Below are 23,305 nucleotides of genomic sequence, written 5' to 3' on the forward strand. Positions count from 1 at the left end.
GAGGGATTTATGAAAAGATTATCAGATTATTGTAAAGAAAAATTTGGAACAAAAGTGTACAGATTGGCACTTAGCAGCGGAGCCACCTATCCCAACCGTGACGGAAAGGTTGGGGTGGGTGGCTGTAGTTTTTGCTCTGAAAAGGGTTCAGGTGAGTTTGCCATAGATGTTATGGATTTGGACTTGCAGATAGAAAGAGCCAAGGCGCTTATATCAAAAAAGTTTCCAAACTCGATAAATGCAGCCGACAGAAAGTATATCGCATATTTTCAATCATTTTCAAATACCTACGGTGATACTAAAAGACTCATCGGTTTGTTTGAACGAGCTATAAATAAGGATGAGGTAGTGGCACTTTCCGTTGCTACAAGACCAGATTGCTTCAGTGAAGAGATGTTAAATTCGCTTGAGAGATTAAATAAAATCAAACCTGTTTGGATTGAACTGGGGCTACAGACAATAAATGAAAATACGGCAAGGGCTTTTAACAGAGGTTATACGCTTGATGTATTTGAAAAGACATATACCGAGCTGAAGAAAAGGAATTTTGAAGTAATAGTTCATATGATTCTCGGTTTACCCGGTGAGAGTGAAGAGGATATGTATGCAACAGTTAAGTATTTAAGTAAAAAGAATATAGACGGCATTAAAATACACGGACTTCATATTTTAAAAGGGACAAGACTTGCAAGCGAGTATGAAAAGCATCCATTTAAGATAATGAGCCTTGAAGAGTATACAAGGGTGCTTATAAATTGCCTGAAGCTCTTACCAAAAGACACAGTTGTTCACAGAATGACAGGTGACGGAGATAAAAGAGTCTTGATTGAGCCTCAGTGGAGTGCGGATAAGAAAAGGGTGCTTAATTATATCAATAAGAAGATAAAAGAAGAACTTTTATAAGGCTTGCAAGAACATATGTTTTGGTCTACAATGAAGTAAAGAAAAGTTTTTAGAGGTACTATGTCTACTATATATGATAAATTAAATGATAAACAAAAGCAGGCTGTTTTTACTACAGAAGGACCGCTTTTGCTTTTGGCAGGTGCGGGTTCAGGTAAAACAGGTGTACTTATGCATAGGATTGCATATTTGATAAATGACAAGCATATAGATCCGTACAATATAATGGCGATAACCTTTACCAATAAGGCTGCCAAGGAGATGAAGGAGAGAATAACCAATCTTATCGGAGAAGACGGCAATTTTGTTTGGGTTATGACTTTCCACTCAAGCTGTGTAAGATTCCTTAGAAGATTTATAGATAAGATAGGTTTTGACAATAACTTCACTATATATGACAGTGACGACCAAAGAACTCTTATGAAAAAAATCTTTAAGGAGAATGATATCAACTCAAGGGTTTATAAGGAAAGAGCGGTACTGAATGCCATATCAAATTGTAAAAATGAGCTGATTTCACCGGTTGAGTATATGAAGTCAGCCACAGACAGCTATGAAAAGGGCGTGGCGAAGCTTTATGAAATATATCAAAGCACTTTAAAAAAGAATAATGCTCTGGATTTTGACGATCTGATTTGCAGGAGTGTGGAGCTGTTTGAGAACTGTCCCGATGTACTTGATTATTATCAAAACAGATTCAGATATATTATGGTAGACGAGTATCAGGATACCAATACGGCACAGTTCAGGCTTATATACCTTTTGGCACAGAAATACAAAAATATCTGTGTGGTAGGTGACGATGACCAGAGTATTTATAAGTTCAGAGGTGCAAATATTGAGAATATCCTAAGCTTTGAAGACAAGTTTGATGATGTAAAGGTTATTAAGCTTGAACAAAATTACAGATCTACAGGCAATATTCTGGACGCGGCAAATGCTGTTATAAAAAATAACAGAGGCAGAAAGGATAAGAGCCTTTGGACAGAGGGAGAGACAGGAGCCAATATAGAACTGCAACAGTTTGCAAATGCCAATGCCGAAGCGGATTATATAATAAAGGATATAAGGTCCAAGGCAAATGACAATTTCAAAGATTTTGCCGTACTTTACAGGACCAATGCACAGTCCAGACTTTTGGAGGAGAGATGTGTTGCACTCGGAGTGCCTTATCAGCTTGTAGGAGGTGTGAACTTCTACCAAAGGAAAGAAATAAAGGATGTACTTGCCTACCTTAAGACAATTGCAAACGGAAGCGACGATATTGCACTGCTTAGAATAATAAATGTGCCCAAGAGAGGAATAGGTGCGACCACCATTTCAAAAGTGGTTGATTATGCCAATGAAAACGGTATCAGCCTATATGATGCTATGACTATCTGTGAAAATATAGGAATAGGTAAGTCGGCGGATAAAATCAAGAGCTTTATTGCAATGATTGAAGAATTCAGAGACAAGGTGGCACAAAAGGCAAATATTGCAAATATGATTGAAGAACTCCTGGATAGAACGGGTTATATACAGAGTCTGTATGATGAGGGTGAAATCGAAGGAGAGAGCAGAAAAGAAAATATAGAAGAGCTTGTAAACAAGTCGGTTGACTATGAGGACGGTGAGCTTTCACTTTTCCTTGAAGAGGTATCTTTGGTTGCGGATATTGACAGAATGGATGAAAATGCCGACAGAATCACTCTTATGACTTTACACGGTGCCAAAGGGCTTGAGTTTGATACTGTATACCTTGCAGGCATGGAAGAGGGGCTTTTTCCAAGTGCTATGAGTTCAAACTCAAGAGAGGACTTGGAGGAGGAGAGAAGACTTGCCTATGTAGGTATTACAAGGGCTAAGAAAAACCTGATCTTAACCTCAGCAAAGCAAAGAATGATAAACGGTGAGACAAGGTACTCTCTGCTTTCAAGATTTGTAAGTGAAATTCCAAGGGATTTACTTAATAAACATGTGCTTGACAGTGAAAAAAAGTATACGCAGAGGACTTATTCTTACGATGAAGCTCTGCCTTGGGAGAATAAGTCTAAACCTGATAATGTCAAAAACACTTTGAATTTCGGAAAGCAGTTTAAGGTGGAAAGACCAAAAAGCCTTGATTACAAGGTGGGAGATACTGTAAAGCATATAAAGTTCGGTATCGGTAAGGTGCTTGAAATAGTGGACGGAGAAAAGGATTTTGAAGTAAAGGTGAATTTTGAAAAATTCGGCATAAAAAAGATGTATGCGGGATTTGCCAAGTTGGAAAAAGTATGATAAAATTCTTTAATTGAGTGGTTAAGCTTAACGGCTGACTTGATATGAAAATATATCTTTAAAGAGAGGTATGGTTATGGATAAATTTAATGATTTGAGTTCCAAGATGGAAGAATTGGTTAATGCTTCAAGACTTAACAGGCTGTTGACTAAGAAGGAAGAAGATGAGAAGAAGAAAAATACCATTATATGGGTTTTGGCTATTATCGGTGCTATTGCCGCTGTAGCAGGTATTGCATTTGCGGTATATAAGTTCTTCACACCGGATTATCTTGAAGATTTCGAAGATGACTTCGATGATGATTTTGACTATGACTTTGATGATGATGAAAAAGAAGATTAATTTTTAAATGTGGATGGCGACCTTTTGGTCGCCATATTTTGTAAGAGGATAAATATTTGTAATATCTTGTGAGGTGATGATGAAAAAAGGTGATATCTTAAGCGGACAGATTGTGGAAAGTAATTTTCCCGACAGTGCATATGCAGACTGTGAAGGCGAAAAAGTGCTTATAAAAAAGGGTATCCTGGGTCAGACCGTAGAGTTTGCAGTTACAAAAAAGAGAAAGGGTAAGCTTGAGGGCAGAGTCTTAAATGTGGTGGAGAAGTCTTGGCTTGAAGACAATGAAAACCCTTGTATACATTATGAAACCTGTGGAGGATGTACATATCAGACATTAAGCTATGAAAATCAGCTTAAATTAAAGGATGAGCAGCTGCGAGCGCTTATGGAAGGTGCTACAGACAATGATTTTTTGTGGGAGGGAGTTATTCCGTCACCGAAGTATCTTGCATACAGAAATAAAATGGAGTTTTCATTCGGTGATGAGAAAAAAGACGGAGACCTTGCACTTGGTATGCACAAGAAAGGCAGTCACTATGATATAGTAAATGTATTCGGATGTAAGATAGTTGACAGTGATTTTACAAAGTTGCTTGAGCTTACATTAAACTTTTTTAAGGAGAGAAATATATCTTATTTTCACAAAAATACTCATACCGGTTTTTTAAGACATTTACTTGTGAGAAGAAGTGAGTACAATAGTGAAATACTTATTTCACTTGTAACTACAAGCAGCTTCGGATTTGTAGAGGACCCGAATGTGCGTAAAGAAGCATCCATACTTGGTGATGCCGAGATTGCGCTGATAAGAGAGTGGGCGGATTATATAAAGAGTGAGTGCGACAAGGGAATTTTAAACGGCAGTATCGGGGGTATTTTGCATACAAAGAATGATTCATATGCCGATGCCGTGTTAAATCAAGGTACCACTTTGCTTTACGGTAAGGACTATATCACAGAGAGATTAAACGGACTTGACTTTAAGATAACTCCGTTCTCATTCTTCCAGACAAATTCCAAGGGAGCGGAAGTGTTATACAATGTTGCAGGAAAGTATCTTGGAAATACGGAAGGTAAGTCGGTATTTGACCTGTATTCAGGTACAGGAACCATTGCACAGCTTTTGGCACCGAAGTCTGAGAAAGTCTACGGCGTGGAAATCGTTGAAGAGGCTGTGGAGGCCGCTATAGAAAATGCAAAGAAAAACGGTCTTTACAACTGTGAATTTATAGCCGGTGATGTCTTAAAGGTTGTGGATACTCTAGGATTTAATCCGGATATCATTATACTTGATCCTCCAAGAGACGGAATACACCCGAAAGCATTGCCGAAGATACTCGAATTCGGTGCAAAGAAAATAGTGTATATTTCATGTAAGCCTACATCATTTGTGCGAGACCTTAAGATAATGGAAGCCGCAGGCTACAGAATGGAAAAATGTGTGGGAGTAGACATGTTTCCAAACACAGTTAATTGTGAGGCGGTTGTTATGCTGTCGCGACCGTAGGGAAGCGAGAGCATTACAAACCACCCATGCAATAGCCGTCCGTGATTGTCAAGTGCGAAGCACGCAGACAGAACGGAAACGGCGAACTGCGGAGGCGGTAGCTTTGAGTAAGCCGTATTTTTTGTGAGAAAAATCAACTAAGTAGATACAAGTCAAAGATACCAAGATTATCCGGAAACATTTTTGATATCTCAGATAATAAGACTTGTCAAGGAGAACAATTAGTGATACGATCAACATATCAAAAAAAAATGATGTGAGGGGCTTTCATGAAGAGAGATTTAGTGAAAACTGCAAAGATATTTAAAGCCTTTTCAGTAGCGATTCGCCTAGAGATATTGGATTTATTGAAAAATGGAGAACTGTGTGCCTGTGTTTTACTGGAAAAACTGGATTTAACGCAATCAGGCTTGTCATACCATATGAAAATATTGATAGAGTCAGGAATTGTTACAGCAAGAGAAGAAGGTAAGTGGGTTTACTACACTATATCTGAACAAGGAAGACAAAAAATAATACAGATGTTTTTAGAATCTACTGCAAGAAATTAGTTACCCTTAAGGGTAACTAAAAAAATACTCTTCATATCAAAAAAACTTGATGTATCGATGAAATCTAATTTAACCAATTAAAGAAAGGGTGTAAAAAAATGAAAAGAATGTCAATTTATGAACCGGCCATGTGTTGTGATACAGGTGTTTGCGGAGTTAATGTGGATCCTGAGCTTGTACGTATTTCAACAGTGATTAACAACTTGAAGAAAAATGGTATCACTATTGAAAGATACAATTTATCAAGTAAGCCAATGGCATTTGTCAATAATAACAAGGTAAAAGAGGCTTTGGATAAAAATGGAACCGATAGTCTTCCATTATTTCTTGTGGACGAGGATATAGTCATAGAGGGCAGATATCCAAAGAATGAAGAAATAATGGAACTTTTACAAATCTCTAAAGATTATCTTGAAAGTAGTAAGCAAAATGGCTGTTGTTCTTCAGGTGATGATTTTTGCTGTAGTGAAGATGAAGAACCGGATCAAGGGTGTTGTGGAAATAACAGCTCTTGTTGCTAAGGGGGAATTATGAAGGAATTTAATCTTGCGGATATTAAATTAACAAAATATCTATTTTTCATAGGCAAGGGAGGTGTAGGTAAAACATCTACAGCTTGTGCAACAGCAGTGGCTTTAGCAGATGAAGGAAAGAAAGTACTGCTGATTAGTACAGACCCTGCTTCAAATCTTCAAGATGTTTTTGAAACAGAATTAGACGGTAAAGCAAAGCCAATTAAAGGAGTAGATAATTTAGAAGTAATCAATCTGGATCCATTGGAAGCGGCACATAACTATAAAGAAAGTGTTGTAGCACCTTTTAGGGGTAAATTGCCTGATTCTGTTATTGAGAGTATGGAAGAACAGCTATCCGGATCTTGTACAGTAGAGATTGCTGCCTTTAATGAGTTTTCTAATTTTATTACAAATTCCAAGATCAATACAGACTATAACCATATTATATTTGATACAGCACCTACAGGTCATACCCTTAGAATGCTACAGCTTCCTTCTGCTTGGACTGATTTTATCAGCGAAAGTACCCATGGAGCATCCTGTTTAGGACAGTTATCAGGATTAGAGGCTAAAAAAGAAACCTATAAAAAGGTGGTTGAAAATTTATCAGATAAGAGTTTAACAACTCTGGTATTAGTTACAAGGCCTGATAAAACACCACTTAATGAGGTAGCCAGAGCATCAAAGGAGCTATCTGAGATTGGAATAAAAAATCAAATATTAGTGATTAATGGTATCTTAGAAAATTATGATGATGACTTATCTGAAAGTATATTTAACAAACAAAAGTTAGCCCTTGAAAATATGCCGGATATGTTGACTGAGTTTGATACCTATACAATTGCCTTGAGATCATACAATATTACCGGAATCGAATCTATAAGAAATCTCCTTAAGAAAGATCGAATAAATGAACAAAAAGTGGAAGTAGAAGGCAAACTCTTTAACTTAGATAATGTTGTTAGTGATCTTGTAAAAAACAATAGAAAAGTAATTTTTACTATGGGCAAGGGCGGTGTAGGAAAGACTACGATTGCATCTTCCGTTGCCCTCAAGCTAAGCAAACTTGGTAAAAAGGTACACCTGGCTACAACAGATCCCGCTGACCATATCAAATTTATGATAGATAGTTCAAGTGGAATATCTATGAGTCATATTGATGAAAAAGAAGAATTAAAAAAATATCAAGATGAAATACTTGAAAATGCAAGAAAAACAATGAGCGAGGATGATGTAGCTTACATTGAGGAAGATTTAAGATCACCATGTACACAGGAAATAGCTGTATTTAGAGCTTTTGCAGAGCTCGTGGAAAAAGCAGACGATGAGATAGTGGTGATTGATACTGCTCCTACAGGTCATACCTTGTTGTTGTTAGACTCAACTTTAAGTTATCATCAAGAAGTTCAAAGAACACAAGGACAGATACCTGAATCTGTAAAAAACTTGTTACCCAGATTAAGGGGAGAGGAAACAGAAGTATTAATCGTTAGCTTGGCGGAGGCTACCCCGTTTTATGAGGCATCTCGATTAGAAGAAGATCTAACAAGGGCATCCATTCATACCAATTGGTGGATTGTTAATTCTTCCTTGTATAAAGCAAATCCCGGTAACAAGATGTTATCTGCTAAAGCGAATGAAGAAGTTAAGTGGATTAACAAAATCTTAGATCATACCTCAGGAAAGCTAGCCGTTATTGAATGGACAAAAGAAGACCTTTGTGGTGATAAACTTTATCAGATATAAGAAGAAAAAATGATGAAGAGTTTATACAAACCATTAAGGAGATGGAAAGTAAGGTTCATAAAATAATTGAGAAAGTTGAGGTGATTTAGGAATGAAGAAAATGAATGGAATTGGTTTTTTTGAGAAAAACCTGACTTTTTGGGTGTTAATTTGTATGGTAATAGGCATATTTATTGGGAAATATTTTCCTTCTATTCCGGAATGGTTAGGAAAATTTGAGTTCTATAACGTGTCTATACCAACAACAATTTTACTTTGGATAATGATTTATCCAATGATGTTGAAAATTGATTTTAGGAGTATCAAAGATATAGGAAAAAATCCTAAAGGTCTATTTATTACATGGTTTGTGAATTGGATCATTAAGCCACTCAGCATGTATTTAATCTCTTCCTTATTTTTCTTTATTATTTATAAAGGATTTATTCATAAGGAATTGGCATCAGAATATTTAGCCGGGGCGGTTTTACTCGGAGCTGCACCATGTACCGCAATGGTATTTGTATGGAGCAAGTTAACAAGAGGTGATAGTGCTTATACCTTAGTACAGGTAGCTAGTAACGACTTAATTATTTTGATTGCATATATACCGATTGTGAGCTTCTTATTAAAGGTTGGAAATATAAATATTCCATGGGGAACACTTTTATTGTCCATTGTATTATTTATTGTTGTTCCTCTTGTTTTAAGCATGGTAACTAGAAGTATAATCATTAAAAATAAAGGGGAGGACTACCTGAATAAAACCTTTATCCCTGCATTTGATAAATACACTATGATGGGATTATTGTTGACGTTGATTATAATATTTTCATTTCAAGGACAGAAGATATTGGATCAGCCACTAAATATTATCCTTATTGCAATTCCTTTGATCATTCAAACTTTGTTTATATTTGTAATAACATTTTTCATGGCATATTTAGCAAAGCTGCCATTTTCAATTGCAGCTCCCTGTGGTATGATTGGTGCATCTAACTTTTTTGAGCTGTCCGTTGCAGTTTCTATATCTTTATTTGGGTTATTATCAGGAGCTACGCTAACAACTGTAGTAGGTGTTCTGGTTGAGGTTCCTGTTATGTTAGCCTTGGTAAAGTTTGCCAATTCTATGGAAAATAAATTTAATCGTTGAATAGGACCTGAATCATAAACGTCATAGTCTACACATATTTCTCATGATTGGGCAGGGCACTATAGGTAAATCTGTTCCAAGACAGAAGAGAGATAAGTTAGAAGTTGTAGATAAGTATAAGTATCGAGTTTTATTTTTGGGGAAAATGTGGAGGTAGGGTATAAATGGATAATGGATGGCTAAACCGGTCACAATTTTTGTTGGAGAGAACGGATTTGGAAAATCTACACTTAAAGGTTGTGGATACATTAGGTTTTAATCCTGATATTATAATACTCGATCCGCCAAGAGACGGAATATATCTGAAAGCATTGCCGAAGATACTTGAATCCGGTGCAGAGAAAATAGTGTACATATCCTGTAAGCCTACGTCATTTGTGCGAGACCTTAAGGTAATGGAAGCCGCAGGCTACAGAATGGAAAAATGTGTGGGAGTAGACATGTTCACAAACACAGTTAATTGTGAGGCGGTATGTCTTTTGTCCAAACTTTTTGAGGCAAAGAATCATATCAGTGTGAAGGTCGATATGGATGAGATGGATGTGACGGCAGCGGAAAGCAAGGCTACTTACCACGAGATTCAGGATTGGGTGCAGGAAAAGTACGGATTTCATGTTAGTCATTTGAATATTGCAAAGACCAAGCGGAAATGCGGGATTATAGAGCGGCAGAATTATAACCTGCCGAAGAGTGAGGAAAGCCGGTCGCCAGAAACGCCTGAGGAAAAGGAGGAAGCAATTATCGAGGCATTTAAGGCGTTTCAGATGATTAAACCGTGATATGTTGCCGGAACAATATGTCTTAGGAGAATAAGTCCATATTTTCGAGCAAAAGATGCGGAGGATAGAAAAATGATAGAGTTACAGACCGTTCAGGCTAAGAATCGAGACTTGCTTTGGAACATTAATCAGAAATATCTGTATGAGATGACATTGTATTATCATGATCCTATGGATGAAAACGGCAATTATCATTATGGTCATTTTGATGACTATTTTTTAGACCCGAGGCGGGCGGCGTATTTCATTTACAATGATAATGTGCTGGTAGGGTTTTCGATGTTTTGCCCGTATTCAAATATAGGCCGGAATCCGGATTATACAATGGCAGAGTTTACGATATTCCCATCATTCCGGAGGAAACATTTTGCCTATGATGCAGCGAAAATGATTCTGGCAAGACGTCCGGGGGAATGGGAGATTAAGTATAACGAGAAAAATAGCGGTGCGAAAAAGCTATGGAATATCGTGGCAGCACCATTCAAACCGGAAGTCCATCATCTGAATGAAGAAGAAACGGTGCTTTCGTTTAATGTCGTGGAGGTAGAATAATATGATATTACGGGAAGAAAAATACGAATTGGATGGAAAAGAAATATTGCTTCGCAGCGCAAACGAAAATGCTGATGATGCCAATATGCTGATCGACTATCTGAAAACTGTTACCGGAGAAACGAGATTTTTGATGTGTGAGTCGGATGAGGTTAAGTACACTACTGAAGGGGAGCTTAGTTTCATCAAGGAACACAATGAATCAGAAAATGGCTTGTTGATACTCGTGTTTGTAGATGGAGAGTATGCGGGAAACTGTTCCTTTGAAGGGAAAACAAGCAGCCGTAGAGAAAAACACCGTGCCGGGATAGGGATTGCATTATTTCAGAAATACACAGGCTTTGGGTTGGGAAGACTGTTGTTGGAAATCTTACTCCGAAAAATAAAGGAGCAGAGGTATGAACAGGCTGAGTTGACTGTGGTAGAAGGGAATGACAGAGCTTATCATCTTTATGAAAGCCTGGGATTCAAAGAGTGCGGTCGTGTACCGAATGCAAATAAATATGATGATGGGACTTATAGCGATGACATACTTATGGTTCTATCTTTAAGGGATGAAGGACGAAACGAGAATTTGGCATGAAAATCATTGATTTTTATGCCAGTGATGACCAAAATCACTGGCTTTCCGAAATAAATAAGAGTGACTGGAGAGCAGGTAAATATCTGTATGAACTGCTTCGTGATCAGAAACTGAAGGAGCTGTGCGGCGAGTGTGTAGTTCTACTGTCGCGACCGTAGGGAAGCGAGAATGGAGGAGATAATATGTCAAGAATAGTTAACGTTATGCGTAAATGTTCGGTTTGTGGTACAGTAAGTGAATATATGGCTTTGGCAAGTACCAATAATCTTGGTGGTGGACCTGATCTGGATTTGAGGCCTGCTGAAATGATGCGAAGCACTATGAATGTGTGGTTGCAGGAATGCCCTGGATGTGGATATGTTTCAGAAGATGTTTCAGATTTAAGCAGAGTGGATAGAGAATGGCTTAATTCTGATAAATATCGTAATTGTGAAGGAATACCATTTGTATCGGAGATTTCAAAAGAGTTTTATAAATATTATTTGATAAATATGTTTAATAAAAATATAGAAGATGCATTTTTTGCAGTACTACATGCCGCATGGTCATGTGATGATGATGCAGATATAGTAAATGCAAAGCATTGTAGAGAGCTCGCTATAGAACTTGCAACAAGGTTGTTAGATAAAGGATATGAAAACGAACACAGCCTGAAATTGACAAGAGCAGACTTAATGAGGAGAGCCGGTCAATTTGAAAAAATGATCAGTATGTATGAAACTGTAGAATTTAATGAAGAATTTTTGAATCAAATATTGAAATTTGAGATTGAAAAGGCTCGCAAAAAAGACAGCTCATGTTATCGTGTTGAAGATGTAGTAGGAAACTGCTAAGTAGAGTGTATTTTTAATTTTATGCAATGGGATAATGTAAAATAGTGAAAAAATAGTGTAAATATTATAATAAATCATGGAGGAAGTGTTTAATGATTAAGGTCAGTCTTTCAAATGAAATATTAAAATATATAACAGAGATAGATAAAAACAGATATCAGGTTCATGATGTAAAGATACCTAACTCAGTTGCAAGCAAACTTAGAAAAAATTCAAAGAAAAAGAGTTCATATGCATCTAATAAAATTGAAGGTAATCCTTTGTCTGAAAAGCAGGTGGATGAAGTGATTGATTCAGATGAAAGGCGACATTTTCTAAGACCGGAGCAAGAGGTACGTAATTATTTTTTAGCTTTAAATTATCTTGAGAAGGAGAGAAAAAAGGAAACCAAATTTAGTAAAAAACTTATTCTTGATGTTCAGAAACTGGTTGAAAAAGGAGCGTCAAAAGAAAAGTTGGGACTTAGAGGACCGATGCCTCCGGGAGTCTTGTTTGCAGTCTATGATACACAAACAGGGAATCCGGATTATATACCGCCTGAATACACAGATATACCGGTATTGTTAGATGAATTGGTTGAATATGTCAATACCACAGATGACCATCCGCTCATTGTAGCGGCAGTAGTTCATTATCAGCTTGTTACAATTCATCCGTTTGAGGACGGTAACGGAAGAACGGCAAGATTGATGTCGGGATACATACTGGACATCAATGGATATGGTTTTAACGGCATAGGGTCTTTAGAAGAGTATTTTGCATATGACGTTAATGAATATTATGAGTCTATACAAATGGGGTTACCGGCATTATATTACTTGGGAAGAGATAATCCACCACACCCGGAAATTTGGATATGTTATTTCCTTAGAATGATGCAACTGTACTCCGGTAAGGTAAAAGAATTGTCTTTGAGTTCCGGTAAAGATGAATTGGAAGGCAGTCTTTCATATCTAAAAACAAAAGAAAAAGAACTCCTAAGTTTATTAATAAATAAATCAAAACAGGAGTTTACGCCGATAGAGATAAGTAAAGAAATAGGAGTAACAAATAAGACGGTAATAAATAGGCTTTCAGTATTGGCGAAGAATGGTTTTGTTGCTCCTATACTTGTGAATACACGTGTTAGATCTTACGAATTGACCGTATTTACAAAAGATAATAAAGACAGAATTATTGATTTGCTAAAACTTGGTTAATAGCCGGTGTTACGAATAGAATATAATAGATATATAAGAGCTTTATATGAAGAAAAAAGTTAGTTGTAAAAATAAAATAGAGTTTATAAATGAGGTGTCAGAGGATTGCCTAAAGAACATGTCTTTTGAAGATAAAGAATACCTTATGGAGAATTCGGTTGCTATAGAGTACCATTTTTCATATTGTCTGTATATACAGAATAATTACATCCCCATCAATTTTTTTGTAACTGTCCGTACACTTACTGTGCTTGCTACAAAAGTCAAGCAAGCATTAAGCATTTCTCTAAAATTGTAAATATATTATACCATAAAATTCAAGAGAAATGAGAAAAATAATTGACAAATTGTCAGTTGGGTGATACCCTTTAAATAGGAGGTATAAAATTAGAGATGTAAAAGAACCTGAAATACGACGTGCAGAGATTATGGATGCTGCAATGATACTCTTTATGGAGAAAGGATATACCAATACAACAACACAGGATATAGTTGATAAAGTAAATATATCAAGAGGGTTGTTATATTATCATTTTAAGAATAAAGAGGATATCTTATATTGTCTTGTAGAACAATATTCAGATAGACTACTGAAAGATATTTATAGTATTGTTTATGATGAAGATAAAACTGCCATAGAAAAAATCAGATCATTTATAGATGTCACAATTATATCTTCGGAAAATGTTTCAGCAGAGGGTACAGTGCTACAAAAGACAGTTGATCTTGAAGAAAATCAATATATGCTAGATAAGTTATCCCATAAGCTTGTTGAGAAACTTACAATATATTTTGAAAAAATTATAAGTCAAGGAATAGCAGAAAAAGTTTTTTCTGTAAAATATCCATTAGAAACAGCAGAATTTCTTATGACAGCTTATGTTTTTGTTTCAAATAACATAAGTATAAGAGATTCGAAAAAAGAACCTATTAGTGACTATTTAAACGCATTTAAGATAATACTTGAACAAAGCTTAAATACGAAAAAAATCTTTAGTACTTAAAAATAGAAAAGAATGTTTGCAAGGAGAATAATATGCCGATAGCTACTGCTACGCAAGCTATCGGTATTATTTCAAAGAATAACTGACAAAATGTCAATGGAGGTAAAAATTATGTTAGAGATAAAGAATTTCAGTAAATTCTATGGGAATAAAAAAGTTGTTGAAAATTTATCAATTTCAGTACAGCCCGGAGATATTTATGGATTCATTGGTGCAAATGGAGCCGGGAAAACTACAACGATAAAGGCAGTAGTTGGAATTCATGATTTTGAGAATGGAAGTATAACGATTGATGGGCATTCCATTAAAGAGGAGCCTGTTATTTGTAAAAAAATGATGGCGTATATTCCGGATAATCCGGATTTATATGAACATCTGACAGGATTTCAGTATATCAATTTTATTGCAGATTTATTTGAAGTTTCTACTGAGATACGCAGAGAAAGAATTCAGAGATACGGCGATTTATTTGAAATGACTAAACATCTTTCGGGAATGATATCTTCGTATTCACATGGCATGAAGCAAAGAACGGCGATTATTTCTGCACTGGTGCATTCTCCAAAGTTACTAATTTTAGATGAACCTTTTGTTGGACTTGATCCGAAAGCAACTTTTCTACTAAAGAAAATAATGCACGAATGCGTATCAGATGGAGGAGCTATTTTCTTTTCAACACATGTATTGGATGTTGCAGAAAAATTATGTAATAAAATTGCAATTATAAAAAATGGAAAGTTAATTGCGAGCGGAAATACAGAAGAAGTCAAAGGCAATGAATCTTTGGAAACTTTTTTCATGGAGGTGCAGGATAATGAGCAAAATTTGGATACTAATTAGAGTACAATTGATGAATTTCTTTCCGATCAACGAAATGAAAGAGCCGGGAAATAAAAAACAAAGTTCAATTGTTATTACAAGTTTTGGAATAATAACTCTTGCCATATTTTTCTTTGTTTATAATATCATAACAGCTAAAACATTGGTACAAGTGGGACAGCAGGAATTGATACCGGCATATATGGTGTCGGTATCAAGCTTTGCAATATTATTTTTGACAATATTTTATTCGAATGGGATTTTATTTGGCAGTCGTGATATGGAAAATCTTTTGTCGTTGCCTGTAAAAAGTTCGGATATTATATGCAGCAAGTTTATGTTTATGTATTTATTGAATTTTTTAATAGGATTGATGTTTATGCTTCCGGGAGGAATTGTTTGGGTGTTAAACGGAAGTTTAAATGTATTACAGATTATATTGTATTTTACCTCAATGATTTTTGTTCCGTTGATACCGATGTGTATAGCAGCATGTATGGGAATCATTATAGTTGTTGCTTCATCTTTCTTTAAGAGAAAAAATGTTATTGCTTTAATCTTTTCATTTGCAATGATAGGGATAATTGGATATATTGCAGTGTCAGCCATGAAATCAGGTAATGAAAATAGTATCGGGATTATGCTTTCTAAGCAAATTACAGGATTGTACCCACTATCTAAGCTATTTATGGAATACTATAATTTTCCAATGCACATTGGAGTAGGGTTATTTATTGTTCTCTCAATAGTATTTTTTTATATATTTGCCAAAATGGTTTCATTGAAGTATGGATTACTTAATACTCTTGCTAAAACAACAACAAGATATTCCGACAACAAAAATTCTAATAGTAGAACATCGGTATTTTTTGCCCTATATAAAAAGGAAATGGGACTATTTCTAAACTCATATATGGCAGTGTTGAATGCAGGTTTTGGTGTAATATGTTTATGTGTTTTCAGTATATTTTTCCTGTTTAACTCTTTACAACAAATAGGGGAATATTCGGGAATCGAAAATATTAATGAATATCTTTCAAATTTTGCTCCAATATGTATTGCTTCAATGTTTGTACTTAGTTGTCCGGCAGCGTTTTCTATATCTTTAGAAGGTAAAAATGTTTGGATTTTGCAAAGTTCTCCTATTCGAGTAAAAACGATTTTGAATTCTAAGATTGCAGTAAATCTTACGCTTCATTTAATCGGATATATTATTTCTGTGTTTATAGTTTTGGTAAAGCTTGATATGGATATTATTCAAACTGTCAGCTTAATAATTGTCCCTATTTGTTATTCCATTTTTATAACAGTGATTGGAATTTCTTTGAATAAAAAATTCCCTAACTTTGAATGGGAAAGTGAGATGATGATAGTAAAACAGAGTATGCCTGTAATTGTGTCTTCAATTATTGGAATGACTGTATTAGTTATACCAATTCTTTTACATTGGTTTTTGCATTTTCCTATAGTACCTACATTATTGGGAGTAGCACTTATTTTGCTCGTTATTGCGGGTGGCGTTTATATAAAAACTTGTAGATTAAATTTTTAGTTTAAGGAGGAAATGTTCTATGAAAAAAAGATTTTTAAAAGATGTATTGGTGTTGATAGGGATAATATTTGTAATATTTATTGTTTGCATATTTCTTCCGGAGAAAATTCCTGTTCATTTCAATGTAAAAGGAACCCCTGATATATTTGCTAAAAAATATTATCTTCTGTTCGCTACAGTTATTCCATACTCTGCATATTGGAAATTTTTACGAGGGCGGAAAAGTAAAAACGAATAAAAATATATCCATATTTACAAATTGCATCAGTGTTAAGAGCGACTATTTTAAGAGGAGACTATGTTCCGGGACAACGGATGCCACCTATAATGGATTTAGCACAGAGGGAGGGATGTAATCCTGCAACGGTTCAAAAAAAGTTCTTAAAAATGAAGTGCACCCCAAAAGTTAGACATAAAACTAATTTTTGGAAAGATAAGAGTCGACATAGGAAAAATATTAAGACTCATTTGTGAAAGAAAAGGAATACATATAATCGAAGCAGAATGTTGTCCTGATCATATACATATGCTTGTAGAGATACCACCAAAATACAGTGTGTCCCAAATTGTTGGTTATCTCAAAGGGAAAAGCTCATTGATGATTGGGGTAGTACAAACCACCGGCTGAGCCGGTGGTCATAATTGTAATAAGTTATAATCTGGTTTTTTCTTTACGAAGTACACAATAAAGATTCCTGTTTGACAAACGCTCATAATACTAGTAATCAAGATGACTGCGTCAGGATTCTTTGATAATAATAGACTTAGAATCAGGCCGCAAAGATATAGCACTATTTGAAATGCATAGTAACGTTTTGGAAACTTAAAATCCTCTATATTATATTTGCTGTTTGCAAGAGTAGCTCCCTGAAAAATTGCAATTCCAAAATAGAAGAATGATGCAGCAAAGAGGTGATTTACGCTTGGCAAAACGAGAAAACTCATAGATACAGTTATTACAATCAGACCAACAATGATAGGTATGTGGCTATATATTAGGAATGATATATTGGCATCAGTTGCCTCGTCAATAGCATGGTCGAATTCGCCAAAATAGAAGAGGAATAGCGAAGCCATAATAATAAAGAGAAGAACTGAGTTAATTGAAAAATTTTCGGTAGTGAAGAACTGGGCAAGTCCCATAACCATCTCTCCGAAGGTTATAATAACAAGAAGCGATAGCCTTTCAATCAAATGAGGTAGATTTGATATGAACTTTTCTCCTCTCATTTCCATAAATATTGGCATAGCAAAAGTAGATAAAAAACCTGCCAAGAAAATGGGAACACCAAACTTAAGAGGCAGAAAAGATGCTGTATAGACAGAGACTGCTCTAAGACCTGTTAACCACAATAATCCGCGTACTGTTCTTAATGATCCGCATGAAGTGCTTTTTTTCATATATTCGATCAAATACTGAACGAATAAAGTTAGGCTCAGTGTTCCTAGTGCTAAGCAGAACTTTTGGAAAGCAAGTTCCCACTCCTGTGTAATCAGATTAGAAATGAAAAGTAGGATTCCCATATTTAAGAAACTTACAAACATATTAAGAAGGGAATTCTTTCCGTGACGATTTGTAAATCCGGTTTGAATCAACCAATTGTTGAGTAGGATAATGAGAGTTAATAAAAATGTGAGCATGGATTCAAAGGTCACCATGCCATTATCTAAATGATGTATTAATGCTGTTGCTTTAGAAATAGCGTATACAAAGACCAAGTCATAAAATAACTCAGTATATTCAACACGTTTATGTGTAATTGAAGTCATGATTTTCTCCTTAAATTTCAATATAATCCGAACGTAATAAGTGTATTATAGTCAAAAATAAAAGTCAAGAAAAAACCTTTTTAGCATTGAATTTAATAAGTTATATGCAGAAAAAGGTGAATCAGGTAGTCGCCTTTTATTAGATAAAAAAGATATAGAGTATAAACAATTATACTTGAGTAAGAGCTACATTTATTATAGAATGATGAAAAGACGGAAATAATACTAAAACAGGTTTTGCAGAAAGGAGAGGATCCAATATTCTATACAGGAGAATACCGGATTGTATTTGGATATGAAAATAATAGAAAACAAAATGGTGTTTGCATTTGATGGAAATAATAAATGTGTGGCAGAGGTTGAGGATGGAGAAACTCTGGTTTTCCGTACACATGATTGTTTTGATAATCAGTTAAGTGAAGAGGGTTCATCAATCGGTAACCTGAATTGGGATTGTATCAATCCGGCTACAGGACCTGTTTATGTGAAAAATGCTCTTGCAGGGGATGTGCTTAAAGTTGAAATACTTGACATTAAACTCAAAAACCAAGGTGTGATGTGCGCGCTCCCTGATAACGGTGTATTGGGTTCTTTGGTAAAAGAAGAGTCTGTAAAGCGCTTGAAGGTGGAAGATAACAAGGTTTACTTTAATGAAAATATTGTATTTGATGTAAATCCTATGATTGGAGTAATTGGTGTAGCACCAAAGAGCGGAGCTATAAATTGCGGTACACCGGGAAATCATGGTGGAAATATGGATAATAAGAGAATAACAAAAGGTGCGACTCTTTATTTTCCGGTATTTCATGACGGAGCAGTTTTTTCTTTAGGAGATGTACATGCGGCTATGGGAGATGGAGAAATAATGGTCAGCGGTGTAGAAATTTCAGCTGATGTAACAGTAAGACTTTCTGTAATAAAGGGTGTAAGTATTGAGACACCGATGCTTGAAAACGATGATATCTGTGGTGTAATTTATTCTCACGAAGAGATTGAAAAAGCAGTATTTCATGCGGTAAGAATCACAAATGAGATAATGCAAAAGAAGCTGGGGCTTTCATTTAATGATGCAGGTATGTTAATCAGTGCGGTCGGAGACTTGAGATTTTGTCAGGTGGTGGACCCGGAGCGTACGGTAATGATGTGCATACCGAAAACTATATTAAGCAAGTTGTTTTAGATAAATATTATAAGAACTGCGGTTATCGCTTTAGACAGTTTGTGAGGAAAACTATGGCAATAGATGGAGTAAAGATAATAGACAGTGACGATGCCTATGATATTTATAATGATATTGTGGAGCGCTATAAAGACGGCACAGATGTAGATATTATCAAAAAAGATTGGCTGAATGAAGAGAGCAATTTTTGTACCGACGAGCTACATACGGAAATATATTGGACAAGCTTTGCCTATGCACTTTGGAAGATAGGAAGTCCGGATGAGAATATAAAAAATAAAGCCTTAAATATTATATCAAAGGGTGCAAGCGAGCTTTGGAACGAAATAGATGAAAAGGCTATGAAAAAAAGACAAAAAGCACTTGATAAGCTGGCTGACCAACTGCAAAGTGAGAATCAAAGGCCTGTTAAAAAATATAAGCCTGTAAAAGTAAGGAAGCCTTATTTTGAGCTTGGAGATGTTATATCGATAAGATTTGAGAATGAATATGGAATGTGTTTTGTCTCAGACCTGGATGTAAGACCGAGAAAGATAGAGTATCATTTGGCATGTACAAGAAACTTGCAAAAGTCTGAGCCTACAATGGATGATTTTTTGAGCAGTCAAATCGCCTATAAAAAAATGAATACTGAAATTGCACTTGAAACAGACAGATGGTTTAATCATAAGGATTTGGGAGAATTATTGCCTCATTTAAAGAAAATCGGGAATGTAAAATTAAAGCCGTATGTTTTTGGTGTTCTGGCACCTGCAGGCACTCTGGAAGATTTCTTTGATGATATTACCAATGATCCGAGTATTTGGTGTTTTAGAATAATGGATACCAAGGAGCTTATAGAAGATGATATGTTATCAGGCCATGAATAATATCTTACAATAAAAAACGTACCGAATCGGTACGTCTTTTTATTAGTAGCTTGAAAGCTTATCTACATTTTGTATTATCACGATCTTTGTATTGGCATCTACGCCGTTTACAAGCTTTTTCATATAATCTTCAGGGATTCTTATACAACCTGCCGATGATGTGTCATTGTCTGTCTTTGTACAGTGGATAAAGATGGCTGAGCCCTTACCCGGTACGGCTTCGGTGTTATAGTTCAGTGCCAAAGCATAGTTGTAGAAAGGATAAGCCGCCTTAAGGTCCTCGGCTGAAGCCCAGTCTTTCTTCACTTTGGAGGTATTTACCCAAGTGTTATAGTAGGCGCTGTTTGAGTCGTCAACCCAGTAGTCACCGTCACCGATCTTTCTGTATTCAAGCAGGCTTCCGGGATTGTCCTTAAGTCCGAAGGCGAACATAGCGTTAAATACGCCTTCAGGAGTCTTTTTATCTCCTTCACTCTTTTGGGTAGATATACCGTTGGTACCGGCGATGCCGTTGACATACCAGTTTTTGGTCCATTTGCCGTCGCTTGACTTTGTATAGTCGTTTACGGTTACCTTATTCTTATTGTTCTTATGTCCGACAATAAGTATAATGTGATTTGCGGTTTTTGATACGGAAAGCTTTTCCACAGGTAAGGCGGCATAGGCACTTACACTTGTGCTTGCAAGCAGTGTGGACATTACAACAAATGCCGCACATATTTTTTTTATAAGTTTCATATTCTTCCATTCTTTCTTCAAAATTTAGTCTAAATATAATTTTATAATGCTTAAAGCGGCTTAGTCAACCGAAAAAGAAAAAATTAATATTTGTTTCAAAGAATGTAAAAAACAGATGCATATTTTACTGTAATGTGGTAACATACTAAAGTAAAAGGAGAGGTAATATATGTTAAATGCTATAACTGACTTTTTGGGAAAGGTTGACAATTTCGTTTGGGGATTGCCGCTTATCATTTTGATTTTGGCAACAGGTGTATTTTTGACTGTAAGACTTAGAGGGTTGCAAATAATAAGATTTCCTCTTGCAATCAGATATATGTTTTCATCAGATGAGGAAGACGGAAACGGTGAAGTATCAAGCTTTGCAGCGCTTTGTACTGCACTTTCAGCTACGATAGGAACCGGAAATATTGTAGGTGTCGCAACGGCAATAGTTTCAGGCGGTCCCGGAGCATTGTTTTGGATGTGGATGGCTGCTATTGTAGGAACCGCAACAAAGTATGCGGAATGTCTGCTTGCGGTAAAGTACAGAGTTGTAGAAAAGGACGGACATATAATAGGCGGACCTTTTTACTATATTGAGAACGGAATGGGAAAGCAGTTTAGATGGCTTGCAAAGATTTTTGCCGTTTTCGGTATAATGGTCGGACTCTTCGGTATAGGTACTTTTACACAGATAAACGGTATTACAAGTGCTGTAGGTAATTTTTTTGATGCTGACAGTGTACATTATATAAATCTGTTCGGAAGAGATTATTCTATTACAATTGTTATCTCAGGTATTATACTTACCGTATTTGTGGCACTTGTTCTGATTGGCGGATTAAAAAGAATATCAAATGTGGCGCAGGTGGTAGTTCCTTTTATGGCGATGGTATATGTTTTGGTTGTCCTTATTATACTTGGATTAAACATTACAAAGATACCTGCCGCATTGGTGGAGATAGTGGAGGGAGCATTCGGACTCAGAGCCTTTGGAGGCGGTATGTTCGGAGCTATGATCGTTGCTATGCAAAAGGGAATTGCAAGAGGTATTTTCTCAAATGAAGCCGGACTTGGAAGTGCACCTATTGCAGCGGCTGCGGCACAGTCAAAGGAAGAAGTTCGTCAGGGACTTATCTCCATGCTTGGAACTTTTATAGATACCATTATTATATGTACAATGACAGGTCTTTCAATAGTTATTACAGGTGCATGGGACATGGGACTTGAAGGCGTGGCTGTCACTACAAAGGCATTTCAGATGGGATTACCTTTCCCTGACAAAGTAGCGGCTTTTATACTTATGATCTGTTTGGTATTCTTTGCTTTTACCACTATCTTAGGTTGGGATTATTATTCCGAGAAATGTCTTGAATATATAATAGGCAATAAACCTAAGGCAATTACTGTATATAGATGGATTTATATTGCCTGTATTTTTATCGGACCATATATGACCGTTCAGGCGGTTTGGACTATAGCCGATATATGTAACGGACTGATGGCAATACCGAATCTTATAGCTTTGATTGCGCTAAGCAAAGTAGTGGTCAGTGAGACGAATTCCTTCTTTGAAAGAGGTGTACATAAGCAACTTAAATAGTTTTTATAGCGGCGGCTAAGTGCTGCCGCTATAAAAACAGCTTGAAAGAAGTGTACATTTGTTGTATACTTTTTATGTTGTGGAAATTCAAATAGTAGTTCTCTTAGTTAAATGGATATAACGATAGCCTCCTAAGCTGTAATTGTGGGTTCGATTCCCGCAGGGAACATTTTTGGCGGTAATGACTTGTGATAGATGCTTGTCATTATCGTTTTTTGTTGTTTATAAAAGTTTGATTTTTATTGAATAACTATTTATTATATGAGAAAATAATAGCGAACAGTCAAGTTTAATCTTGATTATATAAGCAAAGATAAAAACGCAATGTACATTTATTGTGCTATAGCCGGTAGGTAGCCCGGCAGTCCTATAATTATATAGGGTAAGTAACCTGCCCCTCCGGGTTGTCCGTTCTTTGTAAAGAAATTGGAGGGATGGCAATGAATGATATAAATGTCAAGTTAACTGTGTTTTCTTGAAAATCCGTTTTGGGTAGGTGTGTTTGAGCATGTTGAAAACAACTTTCTTATTGTATCAAAAGTAACTTTCGGTGCAGAGCCTAAGGGCTATGAGGTATTAGACTACATAATAAAAAATTACTACAGTTTGGTATTCAGCCCTGCTGTTGAAACAAAGATAAAGAAAGACAGAACAAATCCGAAGAAAGCTCAACGTGATGTAAGAAAGCAGATGCAAGTATCCGGTATAGGAACAAAATCGCAACTTGCATTAAAATCGCAACATGAACAGAATAAGAAGGAAAGTAAGGTAAGAAGGCGAGAAGAAAAAGAGGCGGATGAACTTAAGAGATTTTTATTAAAACAGTATAAGAAAAGAAAAAAACATAAGGGACATTAATATTAAGTACAAGTGTTTGTAG

Annotated in this window: 23 protein-coding genes, 1 tRNA gene and 2 pseudogenes; 24 read left to right on the forward strand and 2 right to left on the reverse strand. The window is 35.9% G+C overall.

Features of this window, described 5'->3' with window-relative positions; translation table 11 throughout:
- The first annotated feature begins 9 nt into the window (after nt 1-9).
- From EHW90_RS03065 to tnpA, 19 genes and pseudogenes are all read left to right on the forward strand, one after another.
- The gene (locus tag EHW90_RS03065) at nt 10-903 is read left to right on the forward strand and encodes a TIGR01212 family radical SAM protein (protein WP_124951159.1); all 894 of its coding nucleotides are present in this window, start codon (nt 10-12) and stop codon (nt 901-903) included.
- A gap of 60 nt (nt 904-963) precedes the next feature.
- Nucleotides 964-3,165: an ATP-dependent helicase gene (locus EHW90_RS03070; protein ID WP_124951161.1), complete on the forward strand. Its 2,202-nt coding sequence runs from the start codon at nt 964-966 to the stop codon at nt 3,163-3,165.
- 76 nt (nt 3,166-3,241) lie between these two features.
- Nucleotides 3,242-3,508, forward strand: a complete 267-nt coding sequence (locus EHW90_RS03075) for a DUF4366 domain-containing protein (RefSeq protein WP_040458151.1) — start codon at nt 3,242-3,244, stop codon at nt 3,506-3,508.
- A 79-nt stretch (nt 3,509-3,587) separates the two neighbouring features.
- The gene (locus EHW90_RS03080) at nt 3,588-5,015 is read left to right on the forward strand and encodes a class I SAM-dependent RNA methyltransferase (protein ID WP_124951163.1); all 1,428 of its coding nucleotides are present in this window, start codon (nt 3,588-3,590) and stop codon (nt 5,013-5,015) included.
- Nucleotides 5,016-5,284: 269 nt separating this feature from the next.
- Nucleotides 5,285-5,566, forward strand: a complete 282-nt coding sequence (locus EHW90_RS03085) for an ArsR/SmtB family transcription factor (protein ID WP_124951165.1) — start codon at nt 5,285-5,287, stop codon at nt 5,564-5,566.
- A gap of 98 nt (nt 5,567-5,664) precedes the next feature.
- Nucleotides 5,665-6,087, forward strand: coding sequence for an arsenite efflux transporter metallochaperone ArsD (gene arsD / locus EHW90_RS03090; protein WP_124951166.1), 423 nt, complete (start codon nt 5,665-5,667; stop codon nt 6,085-6,087).
- Nucleotides 6,088-6,096: 9 nt separating this feature from the next.
- Nucleotides 6,097-7,827: an arsenical pump-driving ATPase gene (arsA, locus tag EHW90_RS03095; RefSeq protein WP_124951168.1), complete on the forward strand. Its 1,731-nt coding sequence runs from the start codon at nt 6,097-6,099 to the stop codon at nt 7,825-7,827.
- Between the two features lie 91 nt (nt 7,828-7,918).
- Entirely contained in the window at nt 7,919-8,959 is a 1,041-nt protein-coding gene (gene arsB, locus EHW90_RS03105) for an ACR3 family arsenite efflux transporter (protein WP_124951170.1), read from the forward strand.
- A 164-nt stretch (nt 8,960-9,123) separates the two neighbouring features.
- Entirely contained in the window at nt 9,124-9,738 is a 615-nt protein-coding gene (locus EHW90_RS13425; RefSeq protein ID WP_243113897.1) for a class I SAM-dependent RNA methyltransferase, read from the forward strand.
- Between the two features lie 72 nt (nt 9,739-9,810).
- Complete coding sequence (locus EHW90_RS03115; RefSeq protein WP_124951172.1) at nt 9,811-10,290, forward strand: hypothetical protein; 480 nt, start codon at nt 9,811-9,813, stop codon at nt 10,288-10,290.
- 1 nt (nt 10,291) lies between these two features.
- Nucleotides 10,292-10,873 carry a GNAT family N-acetyltransferase gene (locus tag EHW90_RS03120; protein WP_124951174.1) on the forward strand — a complete coding sequence of 194 codons (582 nt, stop codon included), beginning with the start codon at nt 10,292-10,294 and terminating at the stop codon, nt 10,871-10,873.
- Between the two features lie 182 nt (nt 10,874-11,055).
- Nucleotides 11,056-11,706, forward strand: a complete 651-nt coding sequence (locus EHW90_RS03125; protein WP_124951176.1) for a hypothetical protein — start codon at nt 11,056-11,058, stop codon at nt 11,704-11,706.
- 92 nt (nt 11,707-11,798) lie between these two features.
- Nucleotides 11,799-12,905 (forward strand): Fic family protein, encoded by a 1,107-nt coding sequence (locus EHW90_RS03130; RefSeq protein ID WP_124951178.1) that lies wholly within the window; start codon nt 11,799-11,801, stop codon nt 12,903-12,905.
- A gap of 428 nt (nt 12,906-13,333) precedes the next feature.
- Nucleotides 13,334-13,909 (forward strand): TetR/AcrR family transcriptional regulator, encoded by a 576-nt coding sequence (locus EHW90_RS03135; RefSeq protein ID WP_456298612.1) that lies wholly within the window; start codon nt 13,334-13,336, stop codon nt 13,907-13,909.
- A 111-nt stretch (nt 13,910-14,020) separates the two neighbouring features.
- Nucleotides 14,021-14,749 (forward strand): ABC transporter ATP-binding protein, encoded by a 729-nt coding sequence (locus EHW90_RS03140; protein ID WP_124951180.1) that lies wholly within the window; start codon nt 14,021-14,023, stop codon nt 14,747-14,749.
- On the forward strand, nt 14,724-16,280 hold the full coding sequence (locus EHW90_RS03145; RefSeq protein WP_124951182.1) for a hypothetical protein: 1,557 nt from the start codon (nt 14,724-14,726) through the stop codon (nt 16,278-16,280). The genes EHW90_RS03140 and EHW90_RS03145 overlap by 26 nt, the downstream gene beginning before the upstream one ends.
- A 19-nt stretch (nt 16,281-16,299) precedes the next feature.
- On the forward strand, nt 16,300-16,518 hold the full coding sequence (locus EHW90_RS03150; protein WP_124951184.1) for a DUF1648 domain-containing protein: 219 nt from the start codon (nt 16,300-16,302) through the stop codon (nt 16,516-16,518).
- 20 nt (nt 16,519-16,538) lie between these two features.
- Nucleotides 16,539-16,754, forward strand: a complete 216-nt coding sequence (locus EHW90_RS03155) for a GntR family transcriptional regulator (protein WP_279221899.1) — start codon at nt 16,539-16,541, stop codon at nt 16,752-16,754.
- Nucleotides 16,696-16,884 (forward strand): annotated as a pseudogene (gene tnpA / locus EHW90_RS03160) (IS200/IS605 family transposase); the annotation flags it as partial. The gene EHW90_RS03155 and the pseudogene tnpA, both read left to right, overlap by 59 nt.
- A gap of 32 nt (nt 16,885-16,916) precedes the next feature.
- Here tnpA and EHW90_RS03165 read toward each other — a convergent pair.
- Nucleotides 16,917-18,050 (reverse strand): low temperature requirement protein A, encoded by a 1,134-nt coding sequence (locus tag EHW90_RS03165; protein WP_124951186.1) that lies wholly within the window; start codon nt 18,048-18,050, stop codon nt 16,917-16,919.
- A 295-nt stretch (nt 18,051-18,345) separates the two neighbouring features.
- Between EHW90_RS03165 and EHW90_RS03170 the strand changes: the two genes are divergently transcribed.
- Both EHW90_RS03170 and EHW90_RS03175 read left to right on the forward strand, forming a co-directional pair.
- A complete protein-coding gene (locus EHW90_RS03170) occupies nt 18,346-19,230 on the forward strand; it encodes an acetamidase/formamidase family protein (RefSeq protein ID WP_124952626.1) in 885 nt (294 codons plus the stop codon).
- 53 nt (nt 19,231-19,283) lie between these two features.
- Entirely contained in the window at nt 19,284-20,099 is an 816-nt protein-coding gene (locus tag EHW90_RS03175; protein WP_060930440.1) for a hypothetical protein, read from the forward strand.
- 42 nt (nt 20,100-20,141) lie between these two features.
- Here the strand turns inward: EHW90_RS03175 and EHW90_RS03180 are convergent, their stop codons facing one another.
- Nucleotides 20,142-20,837 (reverse strand): L,D-transpeptidase family protein, encoded by a 696-nt coding sequence (locus EHW90_RS03180; protein ID WP_040458513.1) that lies wholly within the window; start codon nt 20,835-20,837, stop codon nt 20,142-20,144.
- Between the two features lie 169 nt (nt 20,838-21,006).
- Here EHW90_RS03180 and EHW90_RS03185 point away from each other — a divergent pair, with 169 nt between their 5' ends.
- The 3 genes and pseudogenes from EHW90_RS03185 (at nt 21,007) to EHW90_RS03195 (ending at nt 23,283) form a co-directional block, all read left to right on the forward strand.
- Nucleotides 21,007-22,425, forward strand: a complete 1,419-nt coding sequence (locus EHW90_RS03185) for an alanine/glycine:cation symporter family protein (protein WP_124951188.1) — start codon at nt 21,007-21,009, stop codon at nt 22,423-22,425.
- Nucleotides 22,426-22,522: 97 nt separating this feature from the next.
- A tRNA-Arg gene (locus EHW90_RS03190) sits at nt 22,523-22,594 on the forward strand.
- A gap of 271 nt (nt 22,595-22,865) precedes the next feature.
- A pseudogene (locus EHW90_RS03195) lies at nt 22,866-23,283 on the forward strand (YjdF family protein).
- Nucleotides 23,284-23,305 lie beyond the last annotated feature (22 nt).

It is taken from the genome of Lachnoanaerobaculum orale, from assembly GCF_003862485.1.
GTDB classification, from domain to species: Bacteria; Bacillota; Clostridia; order Lachnospirales; family Lachnospiraceae; genus Lachnoanaerobaculum; species Lachnoanaerobaculum orale.

What these genes read in the sequence shown, in the direction of transcription:
- arsB (WP_124951170.1), top strand. Translation starts at nt 7,919, where the DNA reads ATGAAGAAAATGAATGGAATTGGTTTTTTTGAGAAAAACCTGACTTTT.
- arsD (WP_124951166.1), top strand. Translation starts at nt 5,665, where the DNA reads ATGAAAAGAATGTCAATTTATGAACCGGCCATGTGTTGTGATACAGGT.
- EHW90_RS03085 (WP_124951165.1), top strand. Translation starts at nt 5,285, where the DNA reads ATGAAGAGAGATTTAGTGAAAACTGCAAAGATATTTAAAGCCTTTTCA.
- EHW90_RS03130 (WP_124951178.1), top strand. Translation starts at nt 11,799, where the DNA reads ATGATTAAGGTCAGTCTTTCAAATGAAATATTAAAATATATAACAGAG.
- EHW90_RS03140 (WP_124951180.1), top strand. Translation starts at nt 14,021, where the DNA reads ATGTTAGAGATAAAGAATTTCAGTAAATTCTATGGGAATAAAAAAGTT.
- EHW90_RS03175 (WP_060930440.1), top strand. Translation starts at nt 19,284, where the DNA reads ATGGCAATAGATGGAGTAAAGATAATAGACAGTGACGATGCCTATGAT.
- EHW90_RS03120 (WP_124951174.1), top strand. Translation starts at nt 10,292, where the DNA reads ATGATATTACGGGAAGAAAAATACGAATTGGATGGAAAAGAAATATTG.
- EHW90_RS03150 (WP_124951184.1), top strand. Translation starts at nt 16,300, where the DNA reads ATGAAAAAAAGATTTTTAAAAGATGTATTGGTGTTGATAGGGATAATA.
- EHW90_RS03180 (WP_040458513.1), bottom strand. Translation starts at nt 20,837, where the DNA reads ATGAAACTTATAAAAAAAATATGTGCGGCATTTGTTGTAATGTCCACA.
- EHW90_RS03080 (WP_124951163.1), top strand. Translation starts at nt 3,588, where the DNA reads ATGAAAAAAGGTGATATCTTAAGCGGACAGATTGTGGAAAGTAATTTT.
- EHW90_RS03125 (WP_124951176.1), top strand. Translation starts at nt 11,056, where the DNA reads ATGTCAAGAATAGTTAACGTTATGCGTAAATGTTCGGTTTGTGGTACA.
- EHW90_RS03065 (WP_124951159.1), top strand. Translation starts at nt 10, where the DNA reads ATGAAAAGATTATCAGATTATTGTAAAGAAAAATTTGGAACAAAAGTG.
- arsA (WP_124951168.1), top strand. Translation starts at nt 6,097, where the DNA reads ATGAAGGAATTTAATCTTGCGGATATTAAATTAACAAAATATCTATTT.
- EHW90_RS03070 (WP_124951161.1), top strand. Translation starts at nt 964, where the DNA reads ATGTCTACTATATATGATAAATTAAATGATAAACAAAAGCAGGCTGTT.
- EHW90_RS03115 (WP_124951172.1), top strand. Translation starts at nt 9,811, where the DNA reads ATGATAGAGTTACAGACCGTTCAGGCTAAGAATCGAGACTTGCTTTGG.
- EHW90_RS03075 (WP_040458151.1), top strand. Translation starts at nt 3,242, where the DNA reads ATGGATAAATTTAATGATTTGAGTTCCAAGATGGAAGAATTGGTTAAT.
- EHW90_RS03170 (WP_124952626.1), top strand. Translation starts at nt 18,346, where the DNA reads ATGAAAATAATAGAAAACAAAATGGTGTTTGCATTTGATGGAAATAAT.
- EHW90_RS03145 (WP_124951182.1), top strand. Translation starts at nt 14,724, where the DNA reads ATGAGCAAAATTTGGATACTAATTAGAGTACAATTGATGAATTTCTTT.
- EHW90_RS03165 (WP_124951186.1), bottom strand. Translation starts at nt 18,050, where the DNA reads ATGACTTCAATTACACATAAACGTGTTGAATATACTGAGTTATTTTAT.
- EHW90_RS13425 (WP_243113897.1), top strand. Translation starts at nt 9,124, where the DNA reads ATGGATAATGGATGGCTAAACCGGTCACAATTTTTGTTGGAGAGAACG.
- EHW90_RS03135 (WP_456298612.1), top strand. Translation starts at nt 13,334, where the DNA reads ATGGATGCTGCAATGATACTCTTTATGGAGAAAGGATATACCAATACA.
- EHW90_RS03185 (WP_124951188.1), top strand. Translation starts at nt 21,007, where the DNA reads ATGTTAAATGCTATAACTGACTTTTTGGGAAAGGTTGACAATTTCGTT.